Source organism: Streptomyces sp. NPDC046308 (assembly GCF_055588065.1).
Genome location: NZ_JBVJFB010000005.1, coordinates 289,868 through 312,388 on the forward strand (window position 1 = coordinate 289,868; position 22,521 = coordinate 312,388).

The following is a 22,521-nucleotide window of genomic DNA, read 5'->3' on the forward strand; positions in this document are numbered from 1 at the left end:
AGCGGAGCTACGGGCGGGTGGCCGTGACCAGGTAGTAGTCGAGGATCTGCTGCTCCCAGGCGGCCAGGAAGTTCCGGGGCCAGGTGCCCGGCTTCCAGAGGCGGGCGAGCCAGCGGTCCCAGCCGGGCCAGACCTGCGCTCCGATCGAGGCGACCTCGACGTCGGCGAAGCCGGCCTCGCCGAGGGCGTCGGCGAGGCGGGACACGGGCCGGGCGATGTCCAGGCCGCTGGCGAACGAGTCGAGGAGCCCCGCGAGCCGCTCCGCGGGGGAGGGCGCGCCGTCGACGGTGAAGAAGCTGGCGACCGCCACCCGCCCGCCGGGGCTCAGAACCCGCGCGGCCTCCCGGGCGAAGGCGGACAGGTCCGGGAAGTGCTGGGCCGCCTCGACGCTCACGAGGGAGTCGAACTCCCCGTCGCCCAGCGGCAGGCTCTCCGCCGCCCCGAGGACGAACCGCAGCCGGTGCGGCTGGGCTTCGAGGTGCGCGGAGTTCGCCTCGCGGGCCCGCTGGAGCTGCTGGGGGTGGATGTCCACCCCGGTCATCGCGGCCGGCCCGTACTCGTCGAGGGCGAGGGCGCAACCGAGGCCGAGACCACAGCCGATCTCCACGGCCCGGCCGCCCGCGGGGGCGGCCGCGTCGAGCACGTGCCGGTAGAGGTCCTGCTCGCTCCGGATCCGGTCGCCCTGCGACAGCGGCCCTTCGAGATCCACGGACTGCCAGAAGCCGAAGTTGATGAACCCGCCGGCGAACACCGGCACGGCACTGAGATCGGCCGGTCCGTACGTCTCCCAGACCGCGGGGCGCACGACCGGAGCGGGCTGCTCCGCGGATCCACCAGACAACTCCCCACCGCCCTCCTCGTGACGGGGCGCGCCGCCCCGAGGTGATCAGTGTGGCGCGGGAAGCACCGTCACGACAGAGGGCCTCCGCAGGACCCCCCTATCGGGGGATCATTCGGCATCTGCCGAAATCATGGGGCATCCTGGACGCATGAACACCTCGCACGCCGGGACGCAGGCGGACGAGCCGGCGCCCGCCGCCCGTCTCGCCGCCTTCGCCTCGGCCCTCGCCGACGAGACGCGGGCCGCCATCTGCATGACGCTGCTGGAGGGGCGGGCCTGGACCGCGGGCGAGCTGGCCCGGATGACCGCGGTCGCGCCCTCCACCGTCAGCGGCCACCTGTCCCGGCTGCTCGACGCGGGCATCTGCGTGACCGAACGGCAGGGCCGCCACAGCTACGTGCGCATCGCGGACGCCGCGACCGCCCGCCTCGTCGACCAGCTCGCCTGCCACGCGATCCCGGACCGGGACGCGGCGCACGCGGTCCCCGTGGTCGCCGCACCGGACCCGCTGGCCCGCGCCCGGACCTGCTACGACCACTTCGCCGGGCGGTTCGGCATGGCGGTGACCGACGCGATGGAGCGGCGCGGACTGCTGCGCACGGAGGGCGTCTTCGAGCTGACGGACGACGGCCGGTCCTGGTGCGGGAAGGCGGGCATCGACCTCGCCCACGAGGGGCGCAGGCCGCTGGCGAGCTCCTGTCTGGACTGGACCGAGCGGCGCCGCCACCTGGGCGGCGTCACCGGGGCGCGGCTGTGCGCGCACGCGTTGGGCGAGCAATGGGTGGTGCGGCCGGCCGGCGGCGGCCGGGCCCTGGACGTGACCCGGGCCGGGGAGCGGGCCTTCGGCGAACTGCTCGGGCTCGCTCCGGACGCGTGGAGCTGACCCCCTCACGATCCCAATCCATATTTCGGTCGACAGCGAAATGTTGCAAGTCGTAGGGTGCCTGTATGACGTTCCGCTCGGGTCGAATCCCGCCCCATGTGCTCACGATCGGCGCCGTCTCCTTCACGGTGTTCGCCTGGGCCTCCGCCTTCGTCTCCATCCGGAGCGCGGGCGCCGCCTACTCCCCCGGGGCCCTCGCCCTCGGCAGACTGCTGGCCGCCTCACTCGTGCTCGCCGTCCTGCTCCTCGTCCGCCGCCAGGGGCTGCCACCCCGCGAGGCCCGGCGCGGAATCCTGGTGTCGGGCGTGGTGTGGTTCGGCGGCTACACCATCGCGCTGAACTGGGGTGAGCGTCTGGTCGACGCGGGTACGGCGTCCCTGCTCGTGAACACCGGGCCCATCCTCATGGCCCTCCTCGCGGCCCGCCTCCTCGGCGAGGCGCTGCCCCCGCGGCTGCTGGCGGGCATGGGCGTCTCCTTCGCCGGAGCGGTGGTCGTGGGCCTGTCCATGTCGTCCGGCGAGGGCGGCTCGACCTCGGTGCTCGGCGTCGTCCTGTGCCTGCTCGCGGCGGTGGCCTACGCGTCGGGCGTCGTCGCGCAGAAGCCCGCGCTCTCCTACGGAACACCCCTGCAGATCACCGCCTTCAGCTGCCTGACGGGCGCCGTGGTCTGCCTGCCGTTCGCGGGGCAGCTGGCCTCGGAACTGCCGCACGCCCCGCTGTCGGCGACCCTGAACATGGTCTACCTGGGGGTGGTGCCCACCGCCCTGGCCTTCACCACCTGGACCTACGCCCTGGCCCGCATGCCCGCGGGCAGGCTGGGCGCGACGACCTATGCCGTTCCGGCCATCGTCGTCCTGCTGAGCTGGGCCTTCCTGGGCGAGGTACCCGCATGGCTGTCCCTGCTCGGCGGCCTGCTCTGCCTCGCCGGGGTCGCGGTGTCCCGCTACGGGCCGCGCTCCCCGCAGGCCCCCGTACCCGACCGGCCGCTTCCCGCGGACAGCCCGGAACCAGGCCTGGCCGGATCCCCCGAAAGGCGCTCCTCATGAGAATCCTCACGGTCGGCGCGGGCGCCGTCGGCGGCTTCTTCGGCGCCCGGCTCGCCGCAGCGGGCCAGGACGTCTCCTTCCTGGTCCGGCCGGCCCGCGCGGAGGCCCTCCGGGCGCGCGGACTGCGCGTCGAAGGCCGAGGGGAGGAGCTCCACCTGACGCCGGACCTGGTGACGGCCGACGCCCCGGGCGGGCCGTACGACCTGGTCCTGCTCTCGGTGAAGGCGACCGCCCTGCACACGGCCCTGGCGGACATCGAGCCCGCCGTCGGTCCGGAGACCGCCGTCGTCCCCCTGCTCAACGGGGTCGCCCACCTCGACGCGCTCACCGCGCGCCTCGGGCCCGCAGCCGTCCTCGGCGGGGTCGCGAAGGTGGTCACCACCCTGAGCCCGGAGGGCGACATCCTCCGCATGGCCCCGCCCGCGGTCGTCCTGACCGGTGAGGTCGACGCCCGCCCCTCGGCCCGCGTGGAGCGGATCCGTACCGTCCTGGCCGGCGCGGGCATCGACTCGCCGGAGACCGGGGACATCGTCGCGGCCATGTGGCACAAGTGGGTCTTCATCTCCACGCTGGTGGCCCTGACCTGTCTGATGCGCGGCACGGTGGGTGAGGTCAACGCCGTCCCGGGCGGCCCCGAACTGGGTCCGTCCCTGCTCGCCGAGGCGGCGGCGGTGGCCGAGGCCGCCGGCCACCCGGTGCCGGAGTCCGAACGCGCCTTCACCACCTCGACCGTGACGGCCTCCGGCTCCCCCCTGACCCCGTCCCTCTACCGCGACCTGGTGGCCGGGGCGCCGACCGAGGCCGACCACGTGCTGACCGATCTCACCGTCCGCGCCCGCGCGTTGGGGGTGTCCACTCCGCTGCTGGACCTCGCCGCCCTGCACCTGCGGGTCCACGAGCACCGCCTCGCCGCGGCGCGTTCCTGACCGGGGAAGGGCGCAGGAAGGGCGCCCTACCGGCCCGGGCGGGCTTCGGGCAGGATGACCGGCGCACCGACCGAACCGAGCGCCCGGGGGTCGTCGCCCACGGCGGCGACCTCCGAACCGGCCCGACCGTCATCCGGAGGTCCCGTGACGTCGTACGACGACCAGGCGCGGCGTGACGAGCTGTACCGCGACCCGTACCCGCTCTACGACCGCGCCCGCCGGTCCGAAGGCCTCACCTACGTACCCGAGTTCGACGCGTGGCTGGTGGCGCGCGACCGGGACGTACGGGAAGTGCTGTCGCGCGCCGAGGACTTCTCCTCGGCCAACTCCCTGCTGCCCGACGTCGCCCTGTCGCAGGCGGCGCTCGGCGTCCTCCCCCGGGGGTTCGGACCCCGGCCGACGGTCGTGTCCTCGGACGGCGCCGCCCACCGGCGGCACCGGGCCCCGCTGAACCGGGGGCTGTCCGCCGCCCGAGTGGCGGCGCTGGTGCCGTACGCCCGCGCCTGCGCGAGCGAGCTCCTGGACGGCTTCGCGGCCGACGGGTCGGCGGAGCTGGTGGAGGCCTACGCCCGGCGGTTGCCCGGGATGGTGGTCGGGCGGCTGATCGGGCTGGACCCGGCCGACGTGCCCGCCGCGGTGCACGGTGGCTACCGGGCCGAGGAGCTGCTGTTCCGGCCGCTGTCGCCGGAGGACCAGGCGGCTGCCGCCGAGGACGTGGTGGCGCTCCAGCACCTGCTGGACGGGTATGTCCGCGACCGGCGCGCGGAGCCCCGGGACGACATGTGCTCCACCATGGTGGCGGCGCTCGCCCCCGGTGACGGCGAGCTCACCCTCGAACAGCGCCACGAACTGGTGACGAGTCTGCAGAACCTGCTGATCGCCGGATTCCTCACCACCGGCGCCCTCATCGCCACCACGCTGCTGCACCTGCTCGGTGACCGGCGGCAGTGGCGGATGCTCCGCGCCGATCCGTCGCTCGTCCCGGCGGCGGTGGAGGAGGCGGCCCGCCACGACACCGCCATCCAGGCCTTCCGGCGGGTGACGACCCGGCCGGTGACCCTCGCCGGGACGCGACTCCCGGCGGGGGCCGCCGTGCTGGTGGCGTACGGTTCGGCCAACCGCGACGAGGAACGGTACGAGCGGCCCGCCGAGTTCGACATCACCAGGCCGGCGAACCGCCGCCACCTCGCGTACGGGCACGGAGCCCACGGCTGCCCTGGCTCCCGGCTGGCGCGCGAACAACTCCGGCTGACACTGGACCTGTTCGTACGCCGCCTGCCGGGACTGCGGCTCGACGAGGACCGTCCGCGACCGCGGATGCGGCCCACGCTGATCCACCGCTCGCCGCAGGACCTGTACGTGACCTGGTGACCTGGTGACCGGGCCGCCGGGCGGGCGGCGAGTGCCGGCTCAGTCGTGCAGCAGCTCCTCGCGCAGGCTGCCCAGCGTGCGCGCGAGCAGGCGGGAGACCTGCATCTGGGAGAGGCCGAGCCGCGCGCCGATCTCCGCCTGCGTCAGCTCCTCGCCGAAGCGCAGCTGGAGGATGCGGGTGGAGCGCTCGTCCAGGTCGGCGAGGAGGGGCGCCAGGGCGTGCCGGTCCTCGACCGCCTCCAGGGCGGGGTCGGCTTCGCCCAGGGTCTCGGCGAGGCTGCGCGGAGCCTGTCCGGCCGCGGGCGCCTGTGCGCTGCCGCCGGTGTGCTGCTGGGGCGCGTCGAGGGACTGGGTGGAGTAGCCGTTGGCCGCGACCAGGCCCTCGCGGACCTCGTCCTCGGTCAGGTTCAGGTGCGCGGCGAGCTCGGCCGGAGTCGGCGGGTGCTCCGACACGGAGGTCAGCGCCTCCGTGGCCTTCGCCAGCTCCACGCGCAGCTCCTGCAGCCGGCGCGGGACCCGTACGGCCCACGTGGTGTCCCGGAAGTGGCGTTTGATCTCGCCGGTGATGTACGGCACGGCGAGCGTGGCGAACTGCGTGTTGCGCTCGGGGTCGTAGCGGTCGATGGCCTTGATCAGGCCGATGACGCCGACCTGCACGACGTCCTCGTTCTCGGGGCCGCCGGGGCGGTCGCGGAACGGGCGGGCGACGAAGTGCACGAGTGAGATGTTCATCTCGATGATCGTGTTGCGCACGTACTGGTACTCGCGGGTCCCCTCTTCGAGGCTCCGCAGCCGTTCGAAGAACAGCCGGGTGAGCTGCCGGGCGTCGGCGGTCGGCACCTCCCGCGGGCGGGGCACGTACGGCAGCCCGCTGAGGGCAGGGACGGATCCGACCCCGCCGGTGGCGGCAGGGGTCGTCGTCGGGGGCGTGGCCGGGCTCTTGGCCTCGGCCGTGGCCGTGGGGGTCATCGTCGGCGCTCCTTGGGCACAGGTGCTTGCGGCGCGTTGCGCGAGTGCTGGGTCATGCGGAATTCGGCTTCCGCTCACCTGCACCCTGCCCGGGCCACGGACACACGTCAAGTCATACCGGAAATTCATTTCTGGATTTGCTTTTCCCGGGAGGTCGTCCAAGGATGTCTGCGTGGAGAACGAGCACACCGGTTCCCGCCGGAACCACTGGACCTTCCTGACGAACCACGCCCGCGTGCTGATCGCGATCGCGCGCGACCCGGGGGTCCGGCTGCGCGACCTCGCGGCGATCTGCGACCTCACCGAACGCACCGTGCAGACGATCGTCACGGACCTGGAGGCGGACGGATATCTCACACGGACCCGGGACGGCCGGCGCAACCGCTACGCGATCGCCCCCGGCGCGCGCTTCCGCCACCCGGCCGAGGCCGGCCGCGAGATCGCCGGGCTGCTGGCCTACCTCGCCGGCCCCCAGACCGAGCCCACGGCGTCCGCCGCGCAGGCGTCCCCCGCCGGTGCGGGCGCGCCGCCCGGTGAGGACAGAGGAGCGGGTGAGGCTTAGCGTGGCTGGTGGGGGGCAGCCACCCCGGGCGAACGCCCACGGCAGGAGGGTCCGCCATGAGCACAGGCCACGAAACTGAAGCCCCGCACGCGGAAGCCTACGAAGTGGTCTTCGCCGCCACCGACCGGCCCGGGGAGGACGTGGTCCGGATGACCCGCACCGACGCTGTGGGGCCGGGCGGCCACCCCGTCTACGAGGACGCCACCGGCATCCTCCGGGCCGAGATCAGCAGCGAGGGTGAGGTCCGCATGCTGGCGACCGGCGGCGGACAGGACCCGGCCCGCGTCCTGCGGGCCCGCGCGGTGGCCTGACCGGGGGCGGCGTGCGGGCGGTGGCCCGACGGCCGGACGCCGCCACCGCACCCGCACCGGTACCGGCACCCGCACCCGCACCCGCACCGTGACGGTGTGACGCGGCGGGTGTCAGCCGACCTGGATGCCGATCACGCACGTGTCGTCGTCCGTGTCGGACCGGCTCTCGGCGAGCAGGCGGTCCAGCCGCCCGTCCAGTTCCCCGGCTCCGGCGGCCGCCGCCTGCACCAGATGGCCCAGCGAGTCCTGGACCGAGCAGTCCCGCCGTTCCACCAGTCCGTCCGTGAACATCAGCAGCGTGTCGTCCGGTTCGAGCCGCACCTCCCGCTCGACGTACGTGACGTCCGGCAGCGCGCCGAGGAGCAGGCCCTCGATCAGCGGGAACGCGTGGGCCTCGCCCCCGCGCAGGAGTACGGGCGGCAGGTGCCCCGCACGCGCCCAGCGCATCACCCGGGTGCTCGGGTCGAAGAGCCCGCAGACGGCCGTGGCCGTCACGTGCTTGGCCAGGTGGTGGGTGACCGTGTTGAGCCAGGACAGCAGCTGGGCGGGGCCCGCGCCCGTGACGGCGAGGCCGCGCAGGGCGTTGCGCAGCACGACCATGCCGGTGGCCGCCTCGATGCCGTGGCCGGCGACGTCACCGACGGACAGCATGATCAGCCCGGAGGGCAGGACCACGGTGTCGTACCAGTCGCCGCCGACGAGCGACTCGGTCTCCGCCGGCCGGTAACGGACGGCGACCCGCAGGCCCGGGGCCTCGATGGCCTGTGGCGTGGGGGGCATGATGGCGTGCTGGAGCTGGAGGGCCAGCCGGTTGCGTTCGGCGGACTCCGCCTCGCTGTGGGCGAGCTGGTCCCTGGTCGCGGCCAGTGCGACCTCGGTCCAGTGCTGGGCGGAGATGTCCTGGCAGGCGCCGCGCACGGCCTGCAGCCGCTGGTCCGCGTCGAGTACCGGTTCGGCGACGACCCGGATGTGGCGGGTGACGCCGTCGGGTCTCTGGAGGCGGAAGTTGACGGAGGCGGGACGGCGGTGGCCGAGCACGGCCCGCAGGAAGCGGTCGAGGGCGGCGGAGTCGTCCGGATGGGCGTGCCCGGGCAGTTCCCGCAGCCGCACCGGGGGCGCGGTGGCGGGGAGTCCGTGCAGGGCGTAGAGCTGCGCGTTCCACGTGGTCTCCCCGGTGGCGAGGTTCTCCTCGAAACCGCCGATGCGGCCCAGGCGCTGGGCGTGCTGGAGGAGGTTGGCCAGCCGGACCCGCTCGTCCTCGATGCGCCAGATCAGCAGGACGGCGGAGCCGTGACGGCTGACGCTGATGTCGGCGACGGAGGTGAGCGGGATCTGGTCGACCAGCGCGGTCAGGCTCATGCGTTCGGCCCTGAACGGCTCCCCCGTCGCGTGCACGCGCTCGATGATGTCGAACAGTCCGCTCTCGCCGGCGGCCATCGGGTAGGCCTCCAGCAGCAGCGCGCCGTTGACGTCGCCGCGCGGCCGTCCCACCGGGTCGACGAACCGGCTGCCGGCGTGCCGGATCCGGAAGTCGCGGAGCCGGCCCTCGGCGTCGAGGACCGGCGTGAGCACGACGGCGGGGTCCTGCAGTCCTTCGGCGAGGTCGATGAGCTCCGCGACGTCCGGGAGCACTCCTTCGGTGGTCGCGAGCTCGCGCGGGGGTGCGGCGTCCATCATCCGGGCGCACAGCTCGGCGAGGGCCTCGACCTGGCGCTCGATCTGCGGTGGCTGCGGCGCCAGGGGCTGCGGCCAGCAAATCTCCAGGACGCCGTGGACGCGTCCGCCCGTCCCCGTCGGAACGGCCATCCGGCCGCCGTCGGGCCACTGCAGGTGGCCGATCGAGGGCAGCCCCTCGTGCGTGAGGCGGGCGAGGGTGACCAGGCGGCGCTCGCGCAGCGCCAGGCGGGCGACGGTGGAGACGCCCGGGGGTACGTGGCGCCAGCGCAGGGCCTCCCCGGGCGGGAACCCGGCGTGGCCGGCGAGGGCCAGCGAACCGTCGGGCACCGCCGTCCACACGGCGACGGCGACCGCTCCCAGCGGGCTCAGGGCGTTCGTCAGGAGGGAGTCGGCCACCGCCTGGGTGTCGGCGTCGGCCGCCAGCATGCCGCTCTCGGCGGTGCGCAGCCGGACCGACACGGTGGAGTACGGATCGGCCGGGTCGTCGTCCGTCCCGGTGCGCTCGACGAACGCGGCGGCGATCTCGCTGACGTGGTCGCGGGAGGCCTGGTTGACGATGTCGGCGGCGAGTTCGAGCGGGGACGTACCGCTCTCCCGGCACAGCAGGTCGAGCTGGCGCGCGGCCGCGGCCGGCGTGCAGTGCAGCTGCCCGATCAGGATGCCCTTGGCCAGCTCGACCAGGGCGCGGCCGTCGGCGGCCGCCTGCGCCTCCAGGACCTCCCGGCGCAGCCGTGCCACGGTGGCGACGAGGCGTCCCGTCGAGGTCGGGATTGGGTGCGGGACGGCGCCGGCCGCCGGGTCGCCGACCGGCGCGGGCCGCGCGTCCGTACCGTCGTGGCGCTGCGTGTCACCGGTCATCGGGTGAGCCGGTACCGGACGCGGCCGACGAGGTCGTCGGCGTCCACCGGCTTCGTCACGTGGTCGCCGGCGGCCGCGGCGAGGCTCTTCTCCCGGTCCCCGGTCAGCGCCTTGGCGCTGACCGCGATGATGGGCGGGCCCGCGTACGCAGGCATCCGCCGGATCCCGGCGGTGATGACCTCGCGGGCCGTGACGTTGATCTTCTGCGAAAGGTCGCCCTTGGCGACGGCGGTCGCGACCCGGGCGATCGAGCGCACCTGGGCCGTGAGGTTTCCGGCCATGAAGTTGACCGAATCGGTGAGGTCCGGCCAGGCGCCGCCGACGCCCGGCACGTCCGCCTGGCCGCCCGGGGTCCCCTCGGTGCCCACCTCGCGGGCCACCCGGGGCACCTCGGAAGTGAACAGTGACAGCTGGTCGGCCATCCCGTTGAAGACGGTGGCGATCTCCCCGGGCAGCCCGTCCGCCGTATCGGGCAGCGGGGTGCGGAAGTCCCCGTCGCGTACGGCGGTCGGCGCGGCCGGCAGCTGCCGCAGCTCCGACTCGCCGGTCCCGCCCCCGCCCGGCAACGGTGGCACCCCGTTCGGTGCATCCGTGCCCGCCCGCTCGGCCATCCGCCCACCTCACTCTCGTTTTCCCCGCACCGAGGACGGACCCCTGGCATCAGGGCGCGCCGCAGCGCCCGGTTCCGTCGGGCCTCCGACATCGCCCGGGGGCACGGTCGGGTGAAGGCTAACGCCACCGAAGGGACGACGAACCCCGGTCGATCGCACCGGAGGCAGCGTCTCCGGCTGCGGGGCGCACCCTCGGCGGGCCGCCGGTGCGCCGGCCCGCCCGGGCTCAGGCCCCCACGGCGTCCTCGACGCTCGCGTGCAGGGAGAGCACGGTATCGGCGCCGGTCACGGCGAAGAGCCGGCGCAGCTGCTCGCCGGGGGCGGCGATGCGCAGGGCGGTGAGGTGGTGCATGCGCAGCAGCAGGTTGAGGAAGGAGGAGTCCCCGAAGGTGATGGCGCCGGCGTCCAGCACCACGAGCGGGTACCGGTCGGCGGCGGCGGTGAGGGCCTTCTCCAGCGGGGCCAGCGTGTCCTGGTCGAGCTCCCCGTGAGCCGCCACCACCCATCCGGTCCCCGCCGGGTAGGCCTCCCCGATCACACCCTGCTGGTGCGCGTCCCTTGCTCCGGTCATGTCCGCCTCCCCGGATCGCCGCCTGTACGTCTGTACGTGGTCCTCAGGGAGTATGCCTGCTCGTCGCGGCGACGCGGTCGCCCCCCGTCCGAGTCGACGCTCCTTCGGCCGCGCCGCGCGCCTTGCGGAAAAAGTAATTCCGCCCAGCTGTGTAGAACCGCGAAGTAGGGGCAGAAGGGCTCCGGCAGCCGTCAGTCGATCGGGAGGGAGCGGCCACCATGTCTCGCTCGTCCACCGCAGTAGGCCCCATTCGTGCAACAGAGGCGCACGTCCCTGCTTGTGACCGAGGCACCGCGGGAGCGCCAACACAGGACGAGGACCTGTTCCATGTGGAGAACGCCCGGGAGATGGCGCCGGCCGACGCACGCGAACTGTCGCGGCTCTTCTTCGGGAGGCTGCGCACGCTGGAGGAGGGGACGCGCGAGTACCAGTACACGCGCAACACCCTGATCGAGATGAATCTCTCCCTCGTGCAGTTCGCCGCGCGCCGGTTCCGCAACCGGGCAGCCGGCGGGGGTCTCGACATGGACGACATCATCCAAGTGGGGACGATCGGCCTGATCAAGGCCATCGACCGCTACGACCTGGAGCGCGAGGTCGAGTTCTCCACCCTCGCCCTCCCCTACATCACCGGTGAGATCAAGCGCTACTTCCGCGACACCACCTGGGCCGTGCACGTCCCGCGGCGCCTGCAGGAACTGCGCATGGAACTCGCCAAGGCCCAGGAGACCCTGACCGACGACCTGGGCAGGGCTCCCACGGTCAAGGAGGTCGCCCACCACCTGAAGCTGTCCGAGGACGAGGTCATCGACGGGCTGGTCGCCGCGAACGGCTACACGAGCGGTTCGCTGGACTCGGCCGGCGCGGAGGCCGACGCACCGTCCACGACGAGCCCGTCGACGCGGCCGCTGGCGGAACGCCTCGGCGAGGTCGACCCCGCCATGGAGCTCTTCGAGGAGTTCCACACCCTCGCGCCCCTGCTGGAGCAGCTGGACGAACGCGACCGGCGGATCCTGCGGATGCGCTTCGGCGAGGAGAAGACCCAGGCCGAGATCGGCGCCGAGCTGGGCATCTCCCAGATGCAGGTCTCCCGCATCCTGTCCCGGACCCTGGCCCGGCTGCGCGCCGGCATGCTCACGGTGTAGGGACGGGCCATGACCTCCATGGGGACGGGATCGGGAGCGGGGGCGGGAAGGGACGCGGCGGCGCCCCTGACCGTCCTGCCCCTGCAGGGGCGCCCCGGCGCACGCCTGAGCGGCAGCTGCGACCTCGACACGCGGCACGCCCTGTCCGCTGTGCTCGGGGTCGTGACCGGGGTGCCCGGCCCCGTCGTCCACCTGGACCTCTCCGCCGTGGGCTTCCTCGACACGGCCGCGGTCGCCGCCCTGGTGCAGGCATCGGCCGCCCTCAACGGGCAGGGGCGTCGCCTGCTGCTCCACGACCCGCCATACTCACTGCGCAAGGTAGTGGAGATGTTCCCGGACGAATGCGCCGCGCTGGAGGTCGCAGCATGATCACTGTTCCTGCGCCCCCCGGGCCCGGGGCCTTCGTCCACCCCGCCCTCTTCTACCGGGACCTCGACGAGTACCTCACCGGCGTGGGCGGTTTCGTACGCACCGCCCTGTCGGCCGACGAGCCCGTGCTCGTCGCCGTGCCGGGCCCGCACCTGGACGCCCTGCGCCAGGACCTGGACACGGGCGGAGCCGAGATCGCCTGGACGGACATGACGGAGCTGGGCCGCAATCCCGGTCGCATCCTGGCCTCCCTGCAGGACTTCGCCGACCGGCACGCGGGTCGTGCGGCCCGGATAGTCGGCGAGCCGATCTGGCCCGGCCGCTCCCCCGCGGAGGTGCTGGAGGCCACCCGCCACGAGGCCCTCATCAACACGGCCTTCGCCGGTCGGCCGGCCACCATCCTGTGCCCGTACGACGTACGGGGGCTCGCGCCCTCGGTGGTGGCCGACGCCCGGCGCACCCACCCCACGCTGATCGAGGAGGGCCGGGACCTGCCGAGCCCCGCCTACACCGACGCGTCCAGGGTCGGCGCGGACTGCGATCTGCCCCTGCCCGAACCCGACGGCGAGGTGTCCCGGCTCGACTACGCCCCCGGCGGGCTGGCCGAGGTACGCGAGCACGCCGAGAACTGGGCGCGCGGCACGGCCCTGCCCCCGGCGCGGCGCGGCGACCTCGTCCTGGCCATCAGCGAGGCGGCGGCCAACTCCCTCTCCCACGGAGGCGGGAAGGGCACCCTCCGGCTGTGGACCACCACCGGAGCGGGAGCCGGAGCCGGAGCGGGAGCCGGGGCACGAGCGGGAGTCGTCGCCGAGATCCACGACGCCGGCCGCCTGGCCGACCCCCTGGCCGGGCGCCGCCGCCCTTCCCTGGCGTCGGCCCGGGGAGGCCGCGGGCTGTGGATGATCCACCAGCTCTGCGATCTGGTCGAGGTCCGTGCCACGGAGAGCGGCTTCACCTTGCGGCTCCACATGGCGACGCTCTGAGAGCGGCGGTCCCCTAGACTGTCACGGGCAAGTACCGAGAGCAGAGTCCAGCGTCGACGCGGGGGTGAAAGACCACAGTGGAGACCATCGGTCCGGAAACGGGCGATACCGTCAGCGCCGCCGTGCCCGTCCGGGGACAGCGCCGTCGGCTCGCCCTGTCGGGCGTCCGCGGCTCCGTGGCCAAGGGCCGCGACTTCACGCGCCAGGCCCTGCGGGACTGGGGCTGGGACGGGACCGAGACCTCCGAGGACACCCTGCTCCTCGTCTCCGAGCTGCTGACCAACGCCGCGCTGCACGCGGGCGGCTGTCACGAGCTCGTGCTGACGGCCGGGGAATGCCTGCGCATCGAGGTGTACGACGGGACGACGACGCGGCCCCGCCCCCTCCCGGCCCCGCAGCGCGGCCTCCCGGGCGGCCACGGGCTGCACATCGTGGAGCGGCTGTCCGACCGCTGGGGCGCGCAGACCCACGAAGGCGGAAAGGCCGTCTGGGCCGAGATCGACGCCGCCCGGCTGGTGTCCGGCAGGCCCACGGGCGGCTGACCGCCGGTCCCGCCGGACCCGACCGCTGCCCCGCCCGCCCGGCACCCGGGGCGTGAACCCCGCCGCCGCGGGCACACGCGCGTCATGACCTCCCATCAGCTCACCGCCCTGTCCCTCACCCCGGCGCCCGGGCCCGCCTGGGTGCACCTGCTCGTCATCGGCTTCGCCCTGCTCGTCCTCGTGCGGTCCCTCGCCCGCCACCGGTAGCCCGGCCACGCGGATCCGCGCTGGAGCCGCCTCCACGGGGTATCCGCGGTGCATGGAAACCTCTTCGGCTCGGCCGGGCGGCTCGTGGCGCCCGTGGTGGCGGCGGATCGCCGTCGGTCTGACGGTGGTCGTGGTGCTGCTCGTGCTCACGGAGCGCTTCAGCCTGGTTCCGGGATTCGGCGGCCTCTTCGGCGAGGACACCCGGGACCGCTCCGGTCCCGCGCTGCTCAAGTCGATCCAGGACATGGACCGTTACGAGGCCGCCGTCGGCACCTTCCAAGTGGTGGTGGACCTGGAGAAGGACGCGGCGCTGCTGCCGGACGTGATCCGCGGCACCCGCACCCTGTACGTGGGCGCCGGCACCGTCGGCGGCTACGTCGACCTCGGCGGGCTCGACGAGCGGAGCGTCACCGTGAACGGCGACCGCACCAAGGCCTCGATCCGGCTCCCGCACGCGGTGCTCGGCACCGCCGCCCTCGACCCGGCCCGCTCGTACGCGGTGTCGAAGCAGCGGGGCCTGCTGGACCGGCTCGGCGACCTGTTCTCCGACAACCCCGCGGGCGAGCAGGCCGTACAGAAGCTCGCCGCGCAGCACATCGACGAAGCGGCCCGCGACAGCGGTCTCGTCGAGCGCGCCGAGCAGAACACCACGTCGATGCTGGAGGGTCTGCTGCGCTCCCTGGGCTTCCGCGAGGTGGCGGTGACGTACGGCTGAATCGTGCGCCGGCCGCGGCGTTTTCCGGTCCGGGCCGGGTAGCCGCGCCCCAAGACGTCCTGACGGACGACCCGCACCCCAGGGTGCGGGGCCGCCCACCACACGGAAGAGGTGCACATGTCGCACGTCGAGGAGTACGTCGAGGTCAACGTCCCGGTACGCACGGCCTACAACCAGTGGACGCAGTTCGAGGACTTCCCCGCCTTCATGGAGGGGGTCGAACGCGTCGACCAGCGCACGGACACGCTCACCCACTGGGTGACCAACGTGAACGGCGTGCAGCGGGAGTTCGACGCGCAGATCACCGAGCAGCTCCCGGACCGGCGCGTCGCGTGGGTGACGGTCGACGGTGAGGCCCGCCAGGCCGGGCTGGTCGTATTCCAGCCGATCGACGCGACCACCACCAAGGTCGTCCTGCACATGAACTGGGTGCCCGACGGTCTGGCCGAGACGGCCGCCGACAAGCTCGGCTTCGTCAAGCGTCAGGTGACGGGCGATCTGAAGCGGTTCAAGCTGTTCATCGAGTCGCGCGGGGTCGCGACGGGAGCCTGGCGCGGCGAGATCTGATCTCTGTCGAAGGACCGGGCGGGGCCGTACCGGCCCCGTCTTCAAGGGGGTTACCCGCCTAAGGGAAGCCGATTCCCCGGGTATCTCGGCCAAGTTGTCCGTGCGCCCCTGACCGCCCCCCGCAGTGACGTTCCATCACCCCTGATCGGGGGCACCCGTGGTGCCGTTGGTACGTCTACCGAGGAGAGCACTGATGACGAAGGTCCTCGTCCTGCACAGCGTCAGCCTGGTCAGGTCGGCACTGGCCGCCCTGCTCAGATCGGAAGGGCGCTTCGACGTCACGTCGGCGGGCTGGCGGACCGCGGTGCGGCAGGCCGAGTCCCTGCGACCAGACGTGACGGTCGTCGACCTCGACTGTCCGGGGACCACGGCCGTCCTGGCCGACGACGGGCGCGCGGACCGCCAGGTCCTCGCGTCCCCGTCCCCGGTCCTGGTCCTCGCGTCGACCGGCGCTCCCGGTTCCCTGCACCGGGCCTTCCGGGCCGAGGCCCTCGGCTACGTCGACAAGGACGGCTCCCCGGGGCGGCTCGTCCGGGCGGTCCGGAAGGTCGCCGCGGGGGAACGGTTCATCGACGCCTCGCTGGCCTCCGCCTTCATGGAGGCCGACCCCTTACCGCTGAGCCCGCGGGAACTCAGCGTGCTGGCCCGGGCCGCGGAGGGCGATTCCATCGCCGAGATCGCCCGTGCACTGCACCTGGCGAGCGGCACGGTGCGCAACTACATGGCCGCGGCGACCCGCAAGACCGGCGCGCGCAACCTCATCGACGCGATCCGCATCTCGCGGCGGGCCGGCTGGGTGTGATCCGCGGCCGCCCGGCGGTGGCGGCCGGCCGTTCACTCGTCCGTCCCGGTCCCGTTCCACCCGCCCACGAGATCGCGGTACAGGGGCGACCTCGCCGGGAGTTCCGCGTGCGTACCGCACACGGCCCGGGTGCCGTCGAGGACGAGGACCCGGTCGGCGCGGGCCGCGGACGAGACCCGGTGGGCCACGACGACGAGGGTGCCGGGACGCTCCGCGAGGGCCCGTTCCGCACGGTCCTCCGTACGCGGGTCCAGGTGGCAGGTGGCCTCGTCGAGCAGCAGCAGCGGGGCCGGTGAGAGGTAAGCGGCGGCGAGCGCGAGGTGCTGGCACTCCCCTCGGGACAGCAGCCGGGGGGACACCTCGGCGTCCAGGCCGCCCAGCCGCTCCACCAGCTCCTCCAGTCCCAGGGCGCTGATGGCGCGCCGCACCGGTGCGTCCCCGGATCCCGGGGCACCCGGATCCGGGGACAGGTGGGTGAGGTTCTCCCGCACGGTGCCGGTGAACACGTAGGCCTGCTGCGGCAGCAGGGTCCGCCGCGGGTCCGGCCCCGTGGCGGCCCGGTCGCGGCGGGCGGGCGCGCCGGCGACGAGGACCGATCCCGCGTCGGGTGACAGCATTCCGGCGAGCAGCGCGGTGAGCGTCGACTTGCCGATGCCGCTCGGCCCGACCACGGCGAGGTGCTCCCCCGGCCGCACCACCAGGTCGAGGGCGTCGAGTACGGGGACCGCACCGGGCCCGTAGGCGAAGGTGACGTCCCGGAGCTCGGCCGCGGCGGCGGTCCGCGGGCCGGTGTGGACGGGCGCCCGCGGCTCCGTCGCGCGGTGAGCGTCCGGCTGCCCCGGCGGTGGGTCACAGAAGCGTTCGAGGACCACCACCAGCCGGGTACCGGCGGAACCCAGCGCCGTCATCAGCGAGTTGAGAGCCGGCAGCAGCGCCTGCACCAGGTACGTGACACCGCCGGCCAGCGTACCGGCCGTGATCCCCCGGCCGAGCAGCCAGGGCGTCGCGGCGAGGAGCGCGATCACCGGGAGCCGGCCCGCCGTCGCCAGGGCCAGGGTGCGCACGGCCGCCCAGCGCGCGAGGGTCCGCGCCAGCCGCTCCTGGGCGGCGATCAGCGGCTCCACCCGGGCTCGCGCCGCCTCCTGCGCACCGCAGGCCACGACGTCACGCAGGCCCTCCCCCAGTGCCCCCACCCGGTCCGCCAGCGCCTCGTCGGTGTCCAGGGACCGGCGTTGCGCGGACGCCATGGGGCGCAGCGTGGCCAGGAAGGCGGCCACGCCCAGCAGCAGCGGGGGCAGCACGACCAGCAGCAGAACGGGGGCCAGGGCCGCCATGCCCGCGAGGACGCCCACGGCGGTGAACAGGAACGAACGCACCGTCAGGACCAGCCCCGCGAAGGAGTCCCGGGCCATCTCCGTCTGCTGGGTCAGCCGGGACACCGCGCCCGTGTCGGGGGCGCGCACCGGGTCGGCGACCGCGCGGTCCAGTGCCTGCCGCACCGCCCGCCGGACCAGGCCGTCCCGCAGCGGCTCCACGAGGTCGGCGAGCGCGGCGAACACACCGCGCAGCGCGTACCCGCCGAGCAGGGCTCCGGCTCCCGCCGCGGCCAGCCACGCGAGACCGGTGGCGGTGCGGCCGGCGAGGAAGCCGTCGTCGAGGGCGCGGGCGACGCCGTAGCCGCCGAGGAAGGTGTGCGCGGACTCCAGGAGCGACCAGAGCGCCAGCCGCCCCACGGCGCGCTTGCGGCCGCGCAGGAAGCGCCGGCCCTCAGGGGCCACGCGGCGCCAGTCCTCGCCTTCGCTCTCGCTCTTGCCCGGGGTCAACGCGCCGCCTCCGGCACCGGTCCGGGCGCCCCTTCCCCGTCCGCCGCGGCTCCCGCGTCGGCGGCGAACACCGCCCGGTAGGCGGGTTCGTCCCGCCACAGTTCGGCGTGGGGGCCGGCCGCCCGCATCCGTCCCTCCTCGAGCCATACGACGAGATCGGCGCGGACCGCGGACGAGAGGCGGTGCGCGACCACGATCCGGGTGCCGGGCCGGACCCGGTGGGCGAGCGCCCGCTCGACCTCACGGGCGGTGACGGTGTCGAGGCTGGAGGTGGCGTCGTCCAGCACGAGGAGCCGGCCCGCGTGGCAGAACGCCCTTGCCAGGCCCAGGCGTTGGACCTCCCCGCCGGACAGGGGGGCGTCGGCGAGGCGCGTGCCGTAGCCGTGGGGCAGGCGCCGGACGAACGGGTCGGCGCCGGCGGCACGGGCCGCGGCGCGCACCGCTTCGGGGTCCGGGGCCGGACCGGCGCCGCATCCGATCGCCTCGCCGATCGTGTCCCCGAGGAGCACGGGCCGGTCGAAGGCGTGCCCGACCTCGTGGCGCAGTGCTTCGGCGGTCAGCTCCCGCAGGGGCACGCCGTCCAGCAGCACCTCGCCCGCGTCGGGGTCGGTGAGCCGGCCGGCCACGGCGGCGAAGAGCGTCTTGCCGGCGCCCGAGCGGCCCACCACCGCCACGGTGGAGCCTCCGGGGACCACCAGGCTGATGTCGTGCAGCACCGTCGTGCCCGACCGTACGACCCGGACCCCGCGCAGTTCCAGGGTGCCGGGGCCGCCGTCCGGCAGTTCCGCCCGGCCGTGGCCGAGCACGGGAAGCGTCAGCAGGTCGGCGGTCCGGCGGGCGGCGGCCCGGCCGCGGACCACGGCCGCCAGCCCGCCCGTGACGGCGCCGATGCCGGCCGCGAGGCCGGCGTACCGCAGGACGGCGAGGAGTTCGCCGACGCCGATGGCCCCGGCCGACAGGCGGATGCCGCCGACGGCGAGGACCGCGTACAGGAGCATCGGCATGAGGGCCGCGGACCGGGCCGTGGTGCCGCCGTAGACCTGCCACATGCGCCTGCCCTCGGTGCCGAGCTCGGGCAACCGCGCGAGGATCCGGGCGCGTTCGCGGTCGACGGTGCCGGCGGCGGCGATCGTGCGCGCTCCGGCGAGGGCCTCGACGAGGCGGCCCGCGGTCGCGAGCTGGACCTGCTGGTAGCGGGCGATGCTGGTACGGGTGTCGCGGGTGAAGGCCCGCAGCAGGAGCAGCAGCAGCGGCACTCCCGCGAGGAAGACGAGCGCCGCCCAGACGTCGATGAGGAAGAGGGCGACCACCGCGCCGAGCGGCGGCAGCAGTGCGGCGAGGGCGTGCGCGACGGCGGCCGGGACCTTCCCGGCCTCGGCGGCGTGCGCGGCCAGCCGGGCGGCGGTTTCGCCGGGCGCGTGGCGGGCCGCGTGGTGCGGGGCCGTCCGCAGCAGCCCGGCGAGGGCGAGCCTGCGCAGCCGGGCGGTGGAACGGCCGTCCACCTCGCCGCTCAGCCGGGCGGCGACGGCGTCCAGGGCCACCTCCGCCACGATGACCGCGGCGCACAGCAGCGTCCAGGCGGGGCCCGACGGGTCGCGGCGGAGCAGCAGGTCGAGGGTGTGGCCGAGGACGGCGGGCTCGGCGAGGGCCGCCGCGGCGGCCGTCACGGCGCATCCGAGGACGGCGGCGGTGCGACCGCCGCTGTGCCGGGCCGCCGCCACGAGCGTCCGGTCCGCGGTGCGTCCCACGGACGGCTCCCGCGCCGGGTCGGCTGCCGCGTCGGGCACCGCGTCGGGCACCGCGTCGGGAGGGCTCATCGGCGGATGCCTCCAGGGATGTGGTGCGGGCCCGGGCGGCGAACCGCCCGGGCCCGAGGTGACCTGGGTCAGTTACAGGTCGTGAGGCTCAGGCTGCTGTCCCCGCAGAGCAGCAGACTGGCCCGGCTGCCGCCACCGGTCAGCGCGGCCTCGGTGGTCTCTTCCTTCGGGGTCTCCATCGACTGCAGGTCAAGAAGCGTCATGTCAGGTTCCTCTTCTTCTCTGAGGTGGTGCGATGGGTCACGGCCCCGGACGGGACCGGCTTGGGGGCCGCCGCGCGCTCGCGCAGCGGCGGGAGGAACGGCAGGTGCGCGCGCCCGCCGGGCGCGGCGCTGCCGAGGGCAAGGAGCGCGCCGGCCGTGCCCGTGGCGAGGTCCATGGACAGCCGCATCATCTGCTCGCCGGGGAAGGCCAGATGCCCCTGGTACGGCACGGCGTGCCGGGCCAGTGCGTCGATCTGGCGGGCGATGGCGCCGGGCCCGGTGCCCGGGCCGGGTGTGGTGGTCCGGGCCAGGTGCAGGATCATCCCGGCGGCGCCGCGCAGCAGCCCGGGCTGGGCGTAGAAGGTCGCCTGCGCCGCCCGTACGATCTCGCGCCGGGCCTGCTCGAAGCGCTCGTCCGGGCCGTGCTCCAGCCAGTCGTCGAGCACCATGCCGATGCCGACGCTGCCCTCGCCGAGGTACGGCATCGTGCGCCAGCCCTCGTTCACCTGGAGGGTGCCGAACGCGCTGGTGACGCAGCGGTCGAGGTCGCGGTGGAGCGCTTCGGCGGCCTGGACCAGCAGTTCCTTGTCGCCGGTGCGCTCGTAGAGCCGTACGAGGAGCAGGGCGGTGCCGGAGTTGCCGTACAGCAGCCCCGCGCGCCGCGGCCGCCGCTCCGGCCGGACGGTCAGTTCGGCGCAGCGCAGGGCGGCGGTGTGCAGCCCGCTGTCGCCGGTGGCGGTGCCGAGCGCGTCCAGGGCCAGGCCGATGCCGGCCAGTCCGCTGTGCAGGTCGGGGCCCGCGCTCTCCCAGGGCTGGTCCAGCAGCAGGTCGACGAGGGCGAGGGCGCGGTCGTGGTGTCCGAGCCGGTGCAGCGTCCAGGCCGTGCCGGCCAGACCGTCGTAGAAGCCGAGCGGGGTGCCGGAGGCGGGTTGCGCGGTCCGCTCGAGCAGCCATTCCTCGGCTTCGGGCCAGGGTCCGGCACCGGTCTCGGCGAGGGCGTGGAGCACTCCGGCGATCCCGTGGCCGAAGCCGACGCCCCCGCCGGCGGCCGCGAACTGGGCGATGTCGCCCGGCACGATGCGGTCCTCGCGTTCCGGGGTGGCGCTCGCCCGCAGCGCCGCGGTCATCGACGTACGGGCGGCCGGCCATTGCCCCGGCTCGACGGGCAGGTACGGTCCTGCCGGTGCGGGCAGGCGCCCGCCGGGGGTTCCCTGCGGGACGCCGGACAGGATCTCCTCGACGGCCTCGTCGAGGAACCGCCGCGGTACGGGGAACTGCTCGGCGGCGACGGCGGCCAGGTGCACGGCCTTCGCCCGGTCCAGGACGAGCAGGCTGGTCAGGGGGAGGAACAGGGCGAGCCGCAGGCAGGCGAGGGCGTAGCGGTCCACGGAGAACCCGCGCCGCTCGGCCGGGGCGACGAAGGCCGGGTTGGCCACGGTCTGCCGCAGTCCCTCGTCGACGTGCGCGGCGGCTTCGAAGTCCAGGAGGGCGACGGTGGGTTCGCCGCTCTCGTCCTCCGCGACCATGATGTTGAAGAGGTGGAGGTCGTTGAAGACCACGCCGCGGGCGTGCACGGCGTCGACGGCCTCGGTGACCCGCCGGTGGATGGTGAGGGCCCACTCGGTGTACGAGGCCAGCTCCGCGGGGTCGGGATCCGCCTCGATGAGGGGGTGGCGTCGGGCGAAGTAGGTGTTGAGCGGTTTTCCGGCGAGGTGTTCCAGCACCAGGAAGTGGTGGTCGCCGACGGTGAAGGTGCCGCGGACCGCCGGGACGCAGTCCAGGCCCGCCAGCCGTTCCAGTGCGGCCCGTTCGCGGTGCAGCCGGGTCACGGCGTCGGCGCCGTCGGCCGCGAGGCCCGCGTACGGCCGGGCCTCCTTGAGGACCACGGACTCGCCGGTGCGGCTGTCCTTGCCGACGTAGACCCCGCCGCCGTTGGAGAAGTGCAGCGCCCGCTCCACCGTGAAGGGGATGTCGGTCAGGGTGACCGCGGAGCGCGCGGCGAGGTGCGGCTCCAGGAAGCCGGGCAGTTCGAGCCACTCGGGCGGCTGGAAGGCGGGCCCGCGCCGGTCCGGTACGAGCCGCCCGTCGGGGGCCTCGATCGCCGGGACCAGTTCGCCGTGCTCGTCGTAGCAGTGCCGCAGGGTGAAGCTGCCGTAGCGCAGGTGCACCGGTCCGGCGCCCCACCGCAGGTCGCTGAGGATGTACGGGCCGGCCGCCCCCGCCAGCGCGGCGTCGAGGTCCTCCGCGATCCGGTGGCACTGCTGCTCGTCGGCCGGGTAGACGGTGACGAACTTCCCGCTCGCGGCGCGGTCGGCGTACTTGGCGTTGCGCAGGTGCAGCAGGTACCGGCTGGGTATGAACTTGAAGGCGATGTCCCGGGCGGTGCAGTACTCGTACACCGTCGTCAGGATCGACTCGGCGTTGTCGAGCGTGGCCGACACGTGGATCTTCCAGCCCTGTGAGGGCAGTTCGGCGTGGACGGGACGCAGGGCGAACCAGTCGCCGCTGCGGTGCGAGCGCCACCCCGCCGGGACGGGGGCGTCAGCCGCCGCGTAGTTCTCACCGGCTCGCCGGTACGGCGCGTCGTAGAACCAGCGGTCCGTGTCGCAGAAGGCTGCGTACCCCTTGTTCACACCTGCTCCCTCGGTCGGCGGCAGACCGAAGGTGTCACGCCCGGCGGACGCCGCGACAGTCACCGCTGTCACCGATGGGGTGTGCAGTA

At 74.4% G+C, this 22,521-nt stretch carries 22 protein-coding genes and 1 pseudogene; 14 read left to right on the forward strand and 9 right to left on the reverse strand.

Annotation, left to right across the window (positions count from 1 at the left end):
* Nucleotides 1-7: 7 nt before the first annotated feature.
* On the reverse strand, nt 8-841 hold the full coding sequence (locus ACZ6JT_RS22050; protein ID WP_469212079.1) for a class I SAM-dependent methyltransferase: 834 nt from the start codon (nt 839-841) through the stop codon (nt 8-10).
* A gap of 148 nt (nt 842-989) precedes the next feature.
* Between ACZ6JT_RS22050 and ACZ6JT_RS22055 the strand changes: the two genes are divergently transcribed.
* From ACZ6JT_RS22055 to ACZ6JT_RS22070, 4 genes are all read left to right on the forward strand, one after another.
* Complete coding sequence (locus tag ACZ6JT_RS22055) at nt 990-1,724, forward strand: ArsR/SmtB family transcription factor (protein WP_469212080.1); 735 nt, start codon at nt 990-992, stop codon at nt 1,722-1,724.
* A 65-nt stretch (nt 1,725-1,789) separates the two neighbouring features.
* A complete protein-coding gene (locus ACZ6JT_RS22060; protein WP_469212082.1) occupies nt 1,790-2,770 on the forward strand; it encodes a DMT family transporter in 981 nt (326 codons plus the stop codon).
* Entirely contained in the window at nt 2,767-3,696 is a 930-nt protein-coding gene (locus ACZ6JT_RS22065; protein ID WP_469212084.1) for a 2-dehydropantoate 2-reductase, read from the forward strand. The genes ACZ6JT_RS22060 and ACZ6JT_RS22065 overlap by 4 nt, the downstream gene beginning before the upstream one ends.
* A 144-nt stretch (nt 3,697-3,840) precedes the next feature.
* Nucleotides 3,841-5,067 (forward strand): cytochrome P450, encoded by a 1,227-nt coding sequence (locus ACZ6JT_RS22070; protein ID WP_469212086.1) that lies wholly within the window; start codon nt 3,841-3,843, stop codon nt 5,065-5,067.
* Nucleotides 5,068-5,106: 39 nt separating this feature from the next.
* On the opposite strand, the gene ACZ6JT_RS22075 is transcribed toward ACZ6JT_RS22070, so the two are convergent.
* Nucleotides 5,107-6,036, reverse strand: a complete 930-nt coding sequence (locus ACZ6JT_RS22075) for a SigB/SigF/SigG family RNA polymerase sigma factor (protein WP_469212088.1) — start codon at nt 6,034-6,036, stop codon at nt 5,107-5,109.
* Nucleotides 6,037-6,208: 172 nt separating this feature from the next.
* On the opposite strand from ACZ6JT_RS22075, the gene ACZ6JT_RS22080 reads away from it, so the two are divergent.
* The gene (locus ACZ6JT_RS22080) at nt 6,209-6,598 is read left to right on the forward strand and encodes a helix-turn-helix transcriptional regulator (RefSeq protein WP_469212090.1); all 390 of its coding nucleotides are present in this window, start codon (nt 6,209-6,211) and stop codon (nt 6,596-6,598) included.
* Between the two features lie 56 nt (nt 6,599-6,654).
* A complete protein-coding gene (locus ACZ6JT_RS22085) occupies nt 6,655-6,909 on the forward strand; it encodes a DUF6296 family protein (protein WP_469212092.1) in 255 nt (84 codons plus the stop codon).
* A gap of 111 nt (nt 6,910-7,020) precedes the next feature.
* On the opposite strand, the gene ACZ6JT_RS22090 is transcribed toward ACZ6JT_RS22085, so the two are convergent.
* The 3 genes and pseudogenes from ACZ6JT_RS22090 to ACZ6JT_RS22100 form a co-directional block, all read right to left on the reverse strand.
* Nucleotides 7,021-9,444 (reverse strand): SpoIIE family protein phosphatase, encoded by a 2,424-nt coding sequence (locus ACZ6JT_RS22090; protein WP_469212094.1) that lies wholly within the window; start codon nt 9,442-9,444, stop codon nt 7,021-7,023.
* 140 nt (nt 9,445-9,584) lie between these two features.
* Nucleotides 9,585-10,055 (reverse strand): annotated as a pseudogene (locus ACZ6JT_RS22095) (HAMP domain-containing protein); the annotation flags it as partial.
* A gap of 226 nt (nt 10,056-10,281) precedes the next feature.
* On the reverse strand, nt 10,282-10,626 hold the full coding sequence (locus ACZ6JT_RS22100; protein WP_469212096.1) for an STAS domain-containing protein: 345 nt from the start codon (nt 10,624-10,626) through the stop codon (nt 10,282-10,284).
* A 218-nt stretch (nt 10,627-10,844) separates the two neighbouring features.
* Here ACZ6JT_RS22100 and ACZ6JT_RS22105 point away from each other — a divergent pair, with 218 nt between their 5' ends.
* From ACZ6JT_RS22105 to ACZ6JT_RS22140, 8 genes are all read left to right on the forward strand, one after another.
* Nucleotides 10,845-11,771 (forward strand): SigB/SigF/SigG family RNA polymerase sigma factor, encoded by a 927-nt coding sequence (locus tag ACZ6JT_RS22105; protein ID WP_469212098.1) that lies wholly within the window; start codon nt 10,845-10,847, stop codon nt 11,769-11,771.
* 9 nt (nt 11,772-11,780) lie between these two features.
* Entirely contained in the window at nt 11,781-12,140 is a 360-nt protein-coding gene (locus ACZ6JT_RS22110; RefSeq protein WP_469212099.1) for an STAS domain-containing protein, read from the forward strand.
* Nucleotides 12,137-13,123: an anti-sigma factor RsbA family regulatory protein gene (locus ACZ6JT_RS22115; protein ID WP_469212100.1), complete on the forward strand. Its 987-nt coding sequence runs from the start codon at nt 12,137-12,139 to the stop codon at nt 13,121-13,123. The genes ACZ6JT_RS22110 and ACZ6JT_RS22115 overlap by 4 nt, the downstream gene beginning before the upstream one ends.
* A 122-nt stretch (nt 13,124-13,245) precedes the next feature.
* Nucleotides 13,246-13,665 (forward strand): ATP-binding protein, encoded by a 420-nt coding sequence (locus ACZ6JT_RS22120; protein ID WP_469212101.1) that lies wholly within the window; start codon nt 13,246-13,248, stop codon nt 13,663-13,665.
* Nucleotides 13,666-13,749: 84 nt separating this feature from the next.
* Nucleotides 13,750-13,872: a hypothetical protein gene (locus tag ACZ6JT_RS22125; protein ID WP_376609736.1), complete on the forward strand. Its 123-nt coding sequence runs from the start codon at nt 13,750-13,752 to the stop codon at nt 13,870-13,872.
* Nucleotides 13,873-13,924: 52 nt separating this feature from the next.
* The gene (locus ACZ6JT_RS22130) at nt 13,925-14,587 is read left to right on the forward strand and encodes a DUF4230 domain-containing protein (protein ID WP_469212102.1); all 663 of its coding nucleotides are present in this window, start codon (nt 13,925-13,927) and stop codon (nt 14,585-14,587) included.
* A 117-nt stretch (nt 14,588-14,704) separates the two neighbouring features.
* A complete protein-coding gene (locus ACZ6JT_RS22135) occupies nt 14,705-15,154 on the forward strand; it encodes an SRPBCC family protein (RefSeq protein ID WP_469212103.1) in 450 nt (149 codons plus the stop codon).
* A gap of 193 nt (nt 15,155-15,347) precedes the next feature.
* The gene (locus ACZ6JT_RS22140; protein WP_469212104.1) at nt 15,348-15,956 is read left to right on the forward strand and encodes a response regulator transcription factor; all 609 of its coding nucleotides are present in this window, start codon (nt 15,348-15,350) and stop codon (nt 15,954-15,956) included.
* A gap of 32 nt (nt 15,957-15,988) precedes the next feature.
* Here ACZ6JT_RS22140 and ACZ6JT_RS22145 read toward each other — a convergent pair whose 3' ends face one another.
* The 4 genes from ACZ6JT_RS22145 to lanKC all read right to left on the reverse strand — a co-directional run bounded on the left by ACZ6JT_RS22145 (nt 15,989) and on the right by lanKC (nt 22,432).
* Complete coding sequence (locus ACZ6JT_RS22145) at nt 15,989-17,779, reverse strand: ATP-binding cassette domain-containing protein (protein ID WP_469212105.1); 1,791 nt, start codon at nt 17,777-17,779, stop codon at nt 15,989-15,991.
* Nucleotides 17,776-19,596, reverse strand: a complete 1,821-nt coding sequence (locus ACZ6JT_RS22150; RefSeq protein ID WP_469212107.1) for an ATP-binding cassette domain-containing protein — start codon at nt 19,594-19,596, stop codon at nt 17,776-17,778. The genes ACZ6JT_RS22145 and ACZ6JT_RS22150 overlap by 4 nt, the downstream gene beginning before the upstream one ends.
* 68 nt (nt 19,597-19,664) lie before the next feature.
* The gene (locus ACZ6JT_RS22155) at nt 19,665-19,799 is read right to left on the reverse strand and encodes a SapB/AmfS family lanthipeptide (protein ID WP_388838814.1); all 135 of its coding nucleotides are present in this window, start codon (nt 19,797-19,799) and stop codon (nt 19,665-19,667) included.
* On the reverse strand, nt 19,796-22,432 hold the full coding sequence (gene lanKC, locus ACZ6JT_RS22160) for a class III lanthionine synthetase LanKC (RefSeq protein WP_469212563.1): 2,637 nt from the start codon (nt 22,430-22,432) through the stop codon (nt 19,796-19,798). Before lanKC ends, ACZ6JT_RS22155 begins: the two co-directional genes overlap by 4 nt.
* Nucleotides 22,433-22,521 lie beyond the last annotated feature (89 nt).